At 53.8% G+C, this 10,988-nt stretch carries 13 protein-coding genes; 5 read left to right on the forward strand and 8 right to left on the reverse strand.

What is annotated here, in order from left to right; all coding sequences use genetic code 11:
* On the reverse strand, positions 1 to 223 hold a 223-nt coding region (locus V2I46_08780), incomplete at its 3' end, for a hypothetical protein (GenBank protein MEE4177590.1).
* Here V2I46_08780 and V2I46_08785 point away from each other — a divergent pair.
* The gene (locus V2I46_08785) at positions 222 to 404 is read left to right on the forward strand and encodes a hypothetical protein (GenBank protein ID MEE4177591.1); all 183 of its coding nucleotides are present in this window, start codon (positions 222 to 224) and stop codon (positions 402 to 404) included. The genes V2I46_08780 and V2I46_08785 overlap by 2 nt on opposite strands.
* Positions 405 to 444: 40 nt before the next feature.
* On the opposite strand, the gene V2I46_08790 is transcribed toward V2I46_08785, so the two are convergent.
* The 3 genes from V2I46_08790 to V2I46_08800 all read right to left on the reverse strand — a co-directional run bounded on the left by V2I46_08790 (position 445) and on the right by V2I46_08800 (position 4,896).
* Complete coding sequence (locus tag V2I46_08790; protein MEE4177592.1) at positions 445 to 1,047, reverse strand: hypothetical protein; 603 nt, start codon at positions 1,045 to 1,047, stop codon at positions 445 to 447.
* A 266-nt stretch (positions 1,048 to 1,313) separates the two neighbouring features.
* Positions 1,314 to 2,738, reverse strand: coding sequence for a right-handed parallel beta-helix repeat-containing protein (locus V2I46_08795; protein ID MEE4177593.1), 1,425 nt, complete (start codon positions 2,736 to 2,738; stop codon positions 1,314 to 1,316).
* A gap of 178 nt (positions 2,739 to 2,916) precedes the next feature.
* Positions 2,917 to 4,896 (reverse strand): helix-turn-helix domain-containing protein, encoded by a 1,980-nt coding sequence (locus V2I46_08800; GenBank protein ID MEE4177594.1) that lies wholly within the window; start codon positions 4,894 to 4,896, stop codon positions 2,917 to 2,919.
* A 353-nt stretch (positions 4,897 to 5,249) separates the two neighbouring features.
* Here V2I46_08800 and V2I46_08805 point away from each other — a divergent pair, with 353 nt between their 5' ends.
* Positions 5,250 to 5,885 carry a DUF6266 family protein gene (locus V2I46_08805; protein MEE4177595.1) on the forward strand — a complete coding sequence of 212 codons (636 nt, stop codon included), beginning with the start codon at positions 5,250 to 5,252 and terminating at the stop codon, positions 5,883 to 5,885.
* 65 nt (positions 5,886 to 5,950) lie between these two features.
* On the opposite strand, the gene V2I46_08810 is transcribed toward V2I46_08805, so the two are convergent.
* From V2I46_08810 to V2I46_08825, 4 genes are all read right to left on the reverse strand, one after another.
* Positions 5,951 to 6,376, reverse strand: a complete 426-nt coding sequence (locus V2I46_08810) for a DUF559 domain-containing protein (protein MEE4177596.1) — start codon at positions 6,374 to 6,376, stop codon at positions 5,951 to 5,953.
* A gap of 429 nt (positions 6,377 to 6,805) precedes the next feature.
* Positions 6,806 to 7,624, reverse strand: a complete 819-nt coding sequence (locus V2I46_08815; GenBank protein MEE4177597.1) for an SDR family NAD(P)-dependent oxidoreductase — start codon at positions 7,622 to 7,624, stop codon at positions 6,806 to 6,808.
* The gene (locus V2I46_08820) at positions 7,621 to 8,373 is read right to left on the reverse strand and encodes a CPBP family glutamic-type intramembrane protease (GenBank protein MEE4177598.1); all 753 of its coding nucleotides are present in this window, start codon (positions 8,371 to 8,373) and stop codon (positions 7,621 to 7,623) included. The genes V2I46_08815 and V2I46_08820 overlap by 4 nt, the downstream gene beginning before the upstream one ends.
* A gap of 12 nt (positions 8,374 to 8,385) precedes the next feature.
* Positions 8,386 to 9,360, reverse strand: a complete 975-nt coding sequence (locus V2I46_08825; protein ID MEE4177599.1) for an NAD-dependent epimerase/dehydratase family protein — start codon at positions 9,358 to 9,360, stop codon at positions 8,386 to 8,388.
* A gap of 156 nt (positions 9,361 to 9,516) precedes the next feature.
* Here V2I46_08825 and V2I46_08830 point away from each other — a divergent pair, with 156 nt between their 5' ends.
* From V2I46_08830 to V2I46_08840, 3 genes are all read left to right on the forward strand, one after another.
* Positions 9,517 to 10,416: a hypothetical protein gene (locus tag V2I46_08830; protein MEE4177600.1), complete on the forward strand. Its 900-nt coding sequence runs from the start codon at positions 9,517 to 9,519 to the stop codon at positions 10,414 to 10,416.
* 103 nt (positions 10,417 to 10,519) lie between these two features.
* Positions 10,520 to 10,768 carry a DUF2007 domain-containing protein gene (locus tag V2I46_08835; GenBank protein MEE4177601.1) on the forward strand — a complete coding sequence of 83 codons (249 nt, stop codon included), beginning with the start codon at positions 10,520 to 10,522 and terminating at the stop codon, positions 10,766 to 10,768.
* On the forward strand, positions 10,765 to 10,988 hold a 224-nt coding region (locus tag V2I46_08840; protein MEE4177602.1), incomplete at its 3' end, for a hypothetical protein. The genes V2I46_08835 and V2I46_08840, both read left to right, overlap by 4 nt.

Genomic DNA, 10,988 nt, shown 5'->3' on the forward strand with positions numbered 1-10,988 from the left:
CGACCCCAACCGCAAAGATCTCGTAGGGCTGCTGCACCCCCTGGCTCACCGAGCCCGAAGGTCCGGAATGAATAAGATAAAAAACCTGGCCTGCCGTATAGCTGACCGAGCCGCCGCTGCCCGTGGCATTGCCCCCGGCCGGCACCACTGCCTCCTGGCCGAAAAGGGCATGAACGCCAAAACACAGCAGCAAACAAAGGAAGAATGTTTTCCGCCTGCTCATGGCTAAGCTTTTTGATGAACGCTTTTGTGAAGAAGTACCGGTAAATTTAGAACCTGTCGGCAAGAATTATATCAGGGTTTTACAGATTTATAAACCATTGATTACCACCGGAAATGATTCACTTATTACTTCATTTTCACAACAAAAAAGAGCCACCCTGGAAGGTGGCTCTCTGCGTTAACCAACGCTTAACTAAGTCAACAAAACTTAAAACCCTCCGGTCAGGGCTTCCCTTTTTTCAGGGTAATGTTTCCCCTCCAATGGTGGAACGAGTTGGCCGGAAACGAGTCCCTGTTGTAATCGTCGGTCAATCCGCCACCAGTCGCTCCTTCAAATTTTCCGGTGCCCCCGGTAATAACAAACGGGTCTCTCCAATAACTACTCACATCTTCCGGGTGATGCGGCAATCTCCCGTCCACCACGCTCCCGCCGCAGGATACAAACAACTTATCACCATTTGCGGCAACAAGACAGACCTCCGTTGGCCCATATTGCTGATCTGTTCCCTCTATTTCGGGATCGTCGGGGCCACAGGCACAAAAGTCAAAATGGACTGTGAATTTTCCCAAATGCGTCGCCGTACCTTGTGCATCCACCAAAACACGGCAATTAAACATTGGATCACATTCAAAACCTTCATCACCCGGTAAAAATAACCCGACATAATCGCCAATGAAATTGGCATAAAAAGGAACCGTAACTTCCATCGTTTGCATGCTTTTCAGTTGCAGGTCTTCATCTTCAGCATACTCTTCGGTTTTGTTGCAAGACGCAACCAGGCTGATTACAGCCATCCATAAGAAAATTTTTTGCAGTGTTTTCATCATCTTCGATTTTTAATTAATGAGACTTATCAATTGTCAAAATTTACATTTTGCCTTTCACCAGGTTTGTTTCACCCTTCCATTGATGATGCGTATAATCATCAATGCTCGTTAAAGAACCCCTCCGCCCCGGGAAACCTCTTCAGGTGTTCCCGGGCAGAGGGCCAACTGCGCCAGTGCTGTTCTACCATAGGAATGAATCAGATCAGGGTATTGACACGACATCGGGCGGCAGTTTTTTCTTTACACCATTTTGCCAGGTTTAATTAATGCATCAAATGATTCATATGGGTGATCTTGTCGGAAATGGCACGGCCCAAAGGCTCACCCATCTCAGACATATTCATCCCGGTGATCACGTTGTTGATACCCAGGTTAATGGCACTTTCTCTGAGATTGCCGCCCACCACGGTCCAATCCTGGGTGTTGGAATCCAGAAACAGGGCAATCCCGTCAAACTGGGCGGTCGAGAAGTTGTTGCCCAGCACCAGGCCACCCTGGCTGTAAAGGGTCAGGTAAAGCCCTACCCATCCGTAACCGCTGAATTTATTGTTGCGGATCACCGCTCCCTTGGTCACCTGCGAATAAATGCCAATGGGGTACCCATCCGTCATGTTGAACTTGTTGTTTTTGACCTGGAAAGCCACCGGCTTTTCGCCGGGATGCGTGAAATGCCGCTGATTACGAAAATAAATGGCATAATCGGCAGTGTTCAGGTTAAAGACATTGTTCCGGATGTTGCAAAGCGAGGTGGTGGTCTCAGGATCATCTTGCAGTTGGGCATAATAGGGATAGTCATTGTAGTCAAAGCCCCAGCATAGTTCGGGCACATTAAACGTATTGCCTTCCACCAGGATATCCATGGCCCGGCTTTCCCAGACGCCGCCCCCTTGTTCGAGGTTGTTGAACACGTTCCCGTTGTTTTTCTCTCCAAGGACCACCTTGCTGTTTTTCAGGTCCTCAATGACTGTCCCGTAGATGAAGGTATCAAAGTCGCAATTGGTGATTTTAATGTCCACTTTAGCCCTGGGGATGGTCCCTGCATCTGCGGAGCGGATATCGACCCCGGTCCTTAAGGCATAGGCACAGTTATAGGTGTAATAATAAAACCCTGCGCCTCCTTCCAGGTACTGGCCCTTGAAGGACACATGGTCGATCACCGCATTCAGAGTGCGGTCATCATTGTAAAGTTCGTATTGGGCATTGCCTGTGGTGAAACTCATCAGGCAGGTGACATGGCCCCAGCCAGGTCCCCCGGTGGAAACAGCCCCGGGAGGCGTCTGGATGGTCAGGTGACTGATGTGTACGTCGCCCCCGACAAATTTGACCAGGTCGGGCAACTGGTTAGACGCCCATAGGGGATCAATGTCAAGACCCGTTTGTGCCGTGATGATTGTTTTGTCCTGCCCGGCCCCCATGAGGGCACCATAGAAATCGCGGATTTCCATCAGGCCCAGGTGATACTCGCCCTCACACAGCTGGACCACCGAGCCGGGCCCGGCGGCTTGGGCATCCATAATCGCCTCGTAAATGGCGGGCGTGTCATCGCCCCCGCTGGGGGTTACCATAAAGACCGCTACGTCCGCCTGGTCCTTTAGGTCAATGTCCTGCCCTTCCCTCCCGAAGGGCAAATCCTTTTCGCACGACACCATCAGGCCTGCGAATCCAAGGATCAGCAACAGTTTATTCATTGTTTTCATCTTTATTCCTTTTTTGGTTCTACAAAAATCAGACGATCTGATTCGGAAGCAAGTTCCAAAAAATCGCCGCCGGGTGCATAGCACCCTTGTTGCAAAGGATTGCAGAAAAAAAACAATCGTTTAACTTATGTTGCAGAAAGCAGGCCAGGCAAGGAGATCAGGGCATGCGTCACCTTTGGGCCCGGTAGTGGTAAGGGGTAAGGCCCATTGTGTCGACGATTGCCAGGAAGCGGGGATCCTGGCGCAGGAAGTCGAAATCGGGGTTGGTGGCAATGAGATAAAAATAGTGGCCCAGCTGAATTTTTTGTTCCAGGTTCACCTGGAACCAGTGGATGGTCCCCTCGGCATCGCCGGCCAGGGCCGACCACCAGCCCAGGAAATAGGGGTGGCCGTTCATGCCGGGCACGGGGATGGGTCGCTCCTGGTTGAGGGCGGTCATCCAGCGGAACAAGCCCGGGATCCCCTCCTGCTGGTAAGCCTCCATGATCTCATCAGGCAAACCCGTGACCCCCGGATACAAGGAGGCGATCTCTCCCAGGGTTTGTGCCGCCAGTGCTCCCTGGCCTGTCTTGGCATAGTTCAGGAAAAACAACCAGCGGTTTTCCACAAAGCCCGGGTTCAGGTCGTGGGCGGTCTCGCAGGCTTCCAGGGCCAGATCGTACTTTTCCTCAAAATAATACACCCAGGCGTTGAGGTTGTGCACCACCCAGAAATATGGCTCGAGCTCGAGGGCGCGGTCCATGTATCGGCGTGATTCCTCGATGGGTCCCGTGATCATCAGCAGCTGGGTCATGATCTGGACCGCATAGGGGTAGTTGGGATTCAGTCGAAGGGCGGTAAGAAGTTCCCTTCGCCCCTCTTCCAGCTGGCGCCCGGGCCACACCAGGTAAGTCCCCCGGATGCAATGGGCCACGGCGCAGTCCGGATCCAGCTCCAGCGCCCGGGTGGTATATTTCCGGGCGTTTTCAATGCCCTCCTCATAGGGCTGGTACCAGCCCCAGGCCGAGAGGTTGAGCCAGGCATTGCCCAGCTCGGCATAGGCCTGGGCAAAACCCGGGTCGGCAGCGATGGCTTTTTCAAAGCACTGCAGGCTGTTCATCAGGCCTGTGCGGTTGATGTCAGCCCTTTGTTCGGTGGCCGCCTGGTAAAGGAGGAAGCGCCCGCGCAGGAAATGATTGTAGGCTTCAGGGTTTTGGGTGGGCGCCAGCCCCATCTGCCGGATCTCCTTCCGGGGAATGAGGGCATTGAGCTTCTCGGCCACCCGCAGGGCAATGTCGGTCTGGATACCCAGTACATCCCCAATGGCGCGATCGTAATTTTCCGACCAGAGGTGCGCTTCACGATCCGCATCAATAAGCTGGACGCTCACACGCAACTGGTCACCGTGGCGACGGATGCTCCCCTCCAGAACATTGGCGGCATGCAGCTCGCGGGCAATATCGCGGGCCGACAAATCTTTGTGGCCGTAATATTCGGAGGTGGTGCGCGAGATCACACGCAGCTCGCTCACCTTGTAAAGGTTGTTGAGGATGTCTTCCATCAGTCCGTCGGCCAGGTACTGGTTCTCCGGATCACCCGAGAAGTTCTTGAAGGGCAGCACCACCACCGAGGCCTGGCTAGCCTTTCCGCCCGGGAGTTCGAGGGGGTTACGGCCCACGGTCACATTGACAAGCACCCAGGCGGCCAGCAGAAACAAAAACACCGAAGCGGCCAGGGCCAGAATCTTACGCGATTTCCGGGTCTTCACTTCCCCCGGGGGGCTTTCCGGTGACACTTCCTCGGGTTCGGCCCCTGGCAAGATCCCCGGGAAGTCCCTGGTTTTGGCCTCCAGGGGCGTGCATTCAAAATACGCGTGAAAGCATTTGCTGAAATAGGCCGGGCTGCCGAAACCCACCTTGTAGGCTATCTCGGCTACGGAGTCTTCGCTTTGCTTGAGCAACTTCAGGGCCTCCTTCAGGCGGATCTCGCGGATGAACTGGCTGACATTTTGATTGCTGATGGCACGCAAACGGCGGTGCAAAACCGAGCGGCTTAAACCCGCCTCCAGCGATAACCCGCTGACACCGAACTGCTCATTGGAAAGATTGGCAAGGACAATGTCGGTGAGCTTTTCAATAAATCCCTGATCACCAGACAGTAGATGATTCATAACCCCGTTGGCCTGATGTTCAAATGTAAAGAATATATCGATACAAATCCATTTTCTGATTGACAAATTTGATTTTCAAGGGGGAATGGGCACATGCTCCCCTCTTTTTTAGGAAAAAAAAGACCCGAAAACCGGGGAGGAAAATGAGTTATGGCGGCTGAATTCAGGCATTTCCAGTGTATAGCAATGACTCATTCCTTTTCTCCCCCGTTTTTCCTTCTCTCATTCTTTGTACTTGAGACGTAGTTTAAACGGGTTTTAAACGGTTTAAAGCGTCTAAAACCCGTTTAAACTACGTTTTTATTTCAAATTTGATTATCTTTGAAAACGGATTTCATACAACATTGACAGCTATGGCATACACAAGAAAGGGGTTCTTAGGCGAATTCCAGGGCCGCATTCGCAATATGGTGATCTACCAGATGAACGGCAAGACCATTGTCAGGAATAAGCCTTCCGGGAGGCGGGGTCCGGCCTCACCAGCCCTTCAGGCAGCACAGGGTAAATTTGCGCGGGTCATGAATGTGGTACAGGGCGTGAAGCCATTCCTGCAGGCGGGTTTCCGCGATGTGGCCGGGGGCAGGTACGTGTTCCAGCGGGCGCTGTCGGAAAACCTGGCGCGTTATGACCAGTCCGCGGCCCCCGAAACCCTGGACTGGCTTACGATGAGCCTCGGCGAGCGGGCCGGGGCCCGGGACCTCATCCTGACCATCGACGGCAATACAGGTCAGGTCAGCTGGGGCGAACCTGAGGAGGGCAAGCCTTATTCAGCCACTGACCAGGTCCTGATGCTGGCCCTCAACACCACCACCCTCGACGCCACCGACAATTACAATGCCGGACAGCGAAGCAAGGGACAAGCCACGATCAAGCTGCCTCCCGTGAAGGAAGACGAAAAAATCAGGGTTTATGTCGCCTTCAGGGACCTAGAGGGAACGAACGACGGCTACAGCCTCAACAATATCTCAAGCTCACAAACTGCTGAATAAAAGGGGGTTTGGAGTTTGAGGTTAGGGGTTAAAGGTTAAAGGTTTAAGGTTTAAGGTTTGGGGTCTTACTCCCCCTTTAGAGGGGGTTGGGGGGAGGTTCTGTTTTTTACCACAACCCCTTGTTTTTCAGATTTGAGTTTATCAATGTTAATTTCCAGGGTCCTTAATACATTGAACATATCTTTTTTGACCTGCTGATCACCAAAACGAATAATAGTAAAACCCAGGTTCTCCAGCTTTTTCTGCCTTTGTTGGTCGTATTCGTATTTGAAATCGTGGCTGTATCCATCCACTTCGATGACCAGCATGAGTTCATGACAGAAAAAATCGACAATAAATTCATCAATCGGGACCTGCCTTTTAAATTGAACCCCAAAGGATTCGCCCTTTATTTTATTCCAAAGCAGGATTTCTGCAAGGGTACTGTTTTTTCGCAAATACCTTGCAAATTCTTTAAGTTTCGGATTGTATGGAATTTCCGTGTGTTTCATCTAACCTCCCCCCAACACCTCCGCTGGCTAGCGGACAAGCACTCCAAAGGGGGAGCCCGGGCCCTGACAATTTATGGTTAAATTTAAAAAAAAATCATTCGTTAATCCCTGTTCTGAAATCAAAAGTCTCAGGCATTTCCAAGAACCTCCCCCCTACCCCCTCTAAAGGGGGAGTCCGGGCACTGCCTTTTTTGGGAGCAAATCATAAATCATCATTCGTTAATCGCTGATCTGAAATCAAGGACCTCCCCCCAACCCCCTCCAAAGGGGGAGTTCGGGCACTGCCTTTTTTGGGGACAAATCATAAATCATCATTCGTTAATCGCTGATCTGAAATCAAAAACCTCCCCCCACCCCCTCCAAAGAGGGAGTTCGGGCTGCTAATTTTAAACCTTAAACCTTGAACCTTAAACTTTGAACTCCTGACCTTTACTTGCTGCGTGCCTCAAATTTCCCCAGGTTCGCCAGGATGATTCGTTCGACCAAGCGTGGGGACAATCGCTGCATCAGGGCGTTGAGCTTGCCGATGGGGGTGAGGACGCTGATGAATTTTCTTTTTCTCAGGTTGTTGAAAACCGCCTCAGCCACTGACTCCATGGTCTGCACGCCTTTCCCCGCGCGCCGTTCGATCTTCACCAGCGAACCGTCGGCTGCCACGGTTTCCTTGCCTGCCTCGTTTTCGGTATAGCCCACGTAGATCAATCCCACGTGGATGCCGTGGCTTTTCTCTTCGATGCGTATGCTTTCGGCGATGGCCCGCAGCGACATCTTGGCCGAGCAATAGGCCGAGAGGCCTGGCAATCCCCGGATGCCAGCAAGGCTGGTAATGAATACCAGGCTGCCATTGGCCTTCCTCAGGCTGGGCATGGCGGCTATAGAAGGGCTGACCGCCCCCGCCACATTGCTCTGGAACATGGCTTCAAAGACCGCAGGATCGAGATCGGCAAAGCGGCCACGCATCGAGACGCCCACATTGTTGACCAGGATGTCGATCTGCCCAAAGCGCTCGAGGGTCTTTTCCACCAGCAGTCGCCCCCCTTCAGGGGAAGACACGTCGGCAGGCACGCTGAGCACCCGGTCGTGAATGGCCAGCAGCTCTTTTTCGGCCGCAGCCAGTCTTTCAATATTCCGGCCGTTAAGCACCACCGAAGCCCCGTGTTCGGCCAGCATGTGGGCGGTGGCTTTGCCGATGCCACGGCTTGAGCCCGTCACGATGGCCACCTTGCCTTCAAACAGTTTGCGGCTCATATGCGGGATTTTTGGTAATGGATGTCAGGATGGAACTTCAGAGCCGTGAAGCTATTGGTCCAGGCCATGGCGAGGTGTACCAGGAAGGCAATCCAGATGGTGCCACTGGCCAGTGTGAGCAGGCAGAGCACCAGCCCCAGCGGAATGGCGCCTATGGTTTCCTCGAGCCCCTTGGGGATGTGGGTGGCCGAGTAGAGGGCGATGTTGACGGCGATGGCCGGCCAGACGCCCATCTGTTCCACCAGCGGGAACAGCAGCACCCCCCGGAAGAGAAACTCATAGCCAAAGAGATAGAGGGCCCAGCCCAGGGCGTTGATCAGCACGATGCGGTTGGTCCAGACCCTGGCGCGTATCTGGGGATAGTTGACCAGGTTTTTAGGCTTGCGGGCACTCACCAGGGCCAGGGGAATGACCAGGGCCGACAGGATCAGCGTCCAAATCAACGAGAACAGGGCCGTATCGGCGCTGTGCTTTAGTCCAAGGCTGGCCAGGGTGGTGCCGGGCAGCGCCAGCATCAGGACCAGGGCGGGCATCACCCCCATCGCTGCAAAACCCACGACGCGATTGAAGGTGATGTGGTTGACAGAGGCCTCATCGGCATCAGCCCTGCGGTAGAACCAGTCCTTCACCTTGCCCGATTTGGAGGTGAACCAAAAGACGATAAAAAAAACTGTGGCCAAAATGATGGGCAAAAAGACGGCCAGATGGCCTTCGTGCCAGGAGAGGTCGAGTGCTTTTAAAGGGGTCATAGGAAATGGGGTTTACAGGTAATGATTGTCGAGAAACCATTGGTAGCTTTCCTTCACGGCAAGGGAGATGTCGGTCTGGGGCATGCCGAGTGCCCTGACGGTTTCCGTGCTGTCGACATATTGTTCTTCGCAGGCGATGCGGGCCATGGGGTAAGTCAGCAGGGGTTCCTTTCTGAGGATCATCCCGCTCAGGTCGCCTGCCAGGCCAGCCAGCTTCACGGCCCAGGAGGGCACGGCACGGGTGGGATAGGGTTTGCCGATGGCAGCACCTACCCTGGCAAAGAAGTCCTTGTAGGTGATGTTTTCATTGCCGGCAATGTAGTATTTTCCGGTTTCTCCTTTTTCGAGGCTGTTGGCAATGGCGGTGGCCACGTCCCTCACGTGGATGATGTTGCGGCCGCCACGGGTGTAGAAGTTCAGCTTCCCGCTGGCCAGCGAGAGGATCATCTTTCCGGTGCCGGGCAGGCTGTCGTAGGCGCCAATCATAAAGGTGGGCAGGATGGCCAGGGCGGGCAGGCCCCGCTCACGGACGAAATCCATCACCAGCTGATAAGCCTCATATTTTGAGTCGATGTAGTCGAGGCCGAACTTGGCCCCCGGAAAAGGGTATTTGTCGCTTGGTTTGGGCTGTGTGTTGACCGAGCTGGCAGAGCCCACGTAGATCAACTTGGGGATCTGCATTTCCAGGACGGCCTCAACGACGTTGCGGGTGCCTTCAATGTTGATCTTCCGGACCTTTTCGGAACGGGCGGGCCATACGGCGGTGGAAGCTGCCGCGTGGATCACCGCATCGTGGCCGTCGAAGGCGGGCAGCAGGGTTTCGGGCTGAAGGATGTCGCCCGTAAAGGTTTTTATGGGCAGGCCTTCCAGGGTTTTTGATTTCGTTTGAGGGTGGAGGAAGGCGCTCACCTGATGGCCGCGTTCGAGAAGCAGCCTGACGAGGTTGCTGCCAAGCATCCCGTCGGCGCCGGTAATGATTATTTTCATTTCTCTTTCCGTTTCATTCGGCTTGCAATTTATAAAGAAATGTCCGTCAAAAAGCAGGAAAAGAAAAAAAACGGAATCGTTCAACAAATTTCGGGCGGTCTTTTATGGTATGCAGTCATTTCATACCTTTGGTAAAACGCAAAGCCCCTTGCCACGATGAAGCGCTTGCTAACATTGGTGTTGCTTTCCTTTGCCAGCCTGGCCTGTTGTCAGGGTCAGGGGGTTGACTATACCTGGTGGAATACCCTGCACGGCTGGCAGGCAGGGGATCCGGGCTGGCGTCACTGGATGATCCTCTCGCCCGGCTACCTGGGGCCTAACGCCCTGCCCGTACCTGCGGTGAAGCGGGGCTTCATTGAGCCCAGCACCGAGCTGGAACTGTCGGCCTCAGCACATTTTCATCCTGGCGACCCCACCCAGGACCTATCAGGCAGGCTGTTGCTGCCCTTCAGCCAGGGGAAGATTGCCCTTGAGGTGTATGGGGTGATGCTGGAACGTTTTGCCTTCACGGAAGAGATACGCAACGAACGCCTCGCCCGCCTCGAAGACGGGAAAGGCTATGCTGCGGGCGATCTGTACATCACCACCCTGGTGCAGCTTTCCAAGGGCCGGAGCTTTCCCAACACCCTGCTGAGGCTGGCCACAAAAACCGCTTCGGGCGGACCCCTGGAGGGGGCACGTTACACTGACAGCCCGGGTTACTTTTTCGATCTGAGCTGCTCGAAGGATTTCGGCCATCGGCAAGGCCCACTGTTTCGCCCCTTTGGAATGGCAGGCTTCTACTCCTGGCAAACCAACGACGATCACAATCAGCAAAACGACGCTTTCCTTTATGCCCTAGGCGCTGACCTGGAATGGCCAGGATACCGGCTTTCGGCATCCTGGGCAGGCTATTCGGGCTATAAAGATCAAAAGGACAGACCCATGCAACTGAACCTTGAACTCCGCAGGGATTTTCAGCAAATGGCCCTGGGATTGCAGTATATCTATGGCCTGCGCCACTGGGAGTACCGGACCTTGCGACTTTCCCTGGTCTGGAAAATGAGAACTTTGTAAAAAAGGGTTTTTTTGCGGCAAGGGCGGTTAAACCGGGCAATTTTCCTAAATTGCGAAAGATTATCCTTTGCTGGAATCTTTTTGAATCAATAAACAATACGTTATGGAAAAACAACGGTCGAGCAACTGGGTGCAGGTCACCTCGGGCACCTTCAATGAGGCGAGTATGATGCGAAGCATCCTGGTCAACGAAGGCATCGAAGCCGTCCTGAAAGATGACTTCCTGGGTAGCATTGCCCCTTACCTGGCTTCGCCGGGAGGAGCGGGCTCAGTGAAGGTGATGGTCATGGAGGAGGACTATCCGCGAGCCCTCGAGGTGGTGGAGGATGTCGAAAAATCCAGAAGGATATGAGCGCGGCCATCGTGATCAATGCCGTGTTGCTGGCAGTCATCCTGGTGGTGGGGGTTTTTCTGCACCGGATGGGGAAGCCTTACAGCCCCCTGTGGTATAACCTGCATAAGCTGGCCGCCCTGGGGCTGGTGGTGTATGCCGCCTTTGTTGTTATTTCGTTTGACAGGACCCAGGGGTTTACGGGCTTGTTTGCCGGGCTGGTCATCCTGACGGTGGTTTC

The organism is Bacteroides sp. (genome assembly GCA_036351255.1).
In the GTDB taxonomy this organism is placed as follows: domain Bacteria; phylum Bacteroidota; class Bacteroidia; order Bacteroidales; family UBA7960; genus UBA7960.

What these genes read in the sequence shown, in the direction of transcription:
- V2I46_08785 (MEE4177591.1), top strand. Translation starts at nt 222, where the DNA reads ATGGCTAAGCTTTTTGATGAACGCTTTTGTGAAGAAGTACCGGTAAAT.
- V2I46_08790 (MEE4177592.1), bottom strand. Translation starts at nt 1,047, where the DNA reads ATGAAAACACTGCAAAAAATTTTCTTATGGATGGCTGTAATCAGCCTG.
- V2I46_08795 (MEE4177593.1), bottom strand. Translation starts at nt 2,738, where the DNA reads ATGAATAAACTGTTGCTGATCCTTGGATTCGCAGGCCTGATGGTGTCG.
- V2I46_08800 (MEE4177594.1), bottom strand. Translation starts at nt 4,896, where the DNA reads ATGAATCATCTACTGTCTGGTGATCAGGGATTTATTGAAAAGCTCACC.
- V2I46_08805 (MEE4177595.1), top strand. Translation starts at nt 5,250, where the DNA reads ATGGCATACACAAGAAAGGGGTTCTTAGGCGAATTCCAGGGCCGCATT.
- V2I46_08810 (MEE4177596.1), bottom strand. Translation starts at nt 6,376, where the DNA reads ATGAAACACACGGAAATTCCATACAATCCGAAACTTAAAGAATTTGCA.
- V2I46_08815 (MEE4177597.1), bottom strand. Translation starts at nt 7,624, where the DNA reads ATGAGCCGCAAACTGTTTGAAGGCAAGGTGGCCATCGTGACGGGCTCA.
- V2I46_08820 (MEE4177598.1), bottom strand. Translation starts at nt 8,373, where the DNA reads ATGACCCCTTTAAAAGCACTCGACCTCTCCTGGCACGAAGGCCATCTG.
- V2I46_08825 (MEE4177599.1), bottom strand. Translation starts at nt 9,360, where the DNA reads ATGAAAATAATCATTACCGGCGCCGACGGGATGCTTGGCAGCAACCTC.
- V2I46_08830 (MEE4177600.1), top strand. Translation starts at nt 9,517, where the DNA reads ATGAAGCGCTTGCTAACATTGGTGTTGCTTTCCTTTGCCAGCCTGGCC.
- V2I46_08835 (MEE4177601.1), top strand. Translation starts at nt 10,520, where the DNA reads ATGGAAAAACAACGGTCGAGCAACTGGGTGCAGGTCACCTCGGGCACC.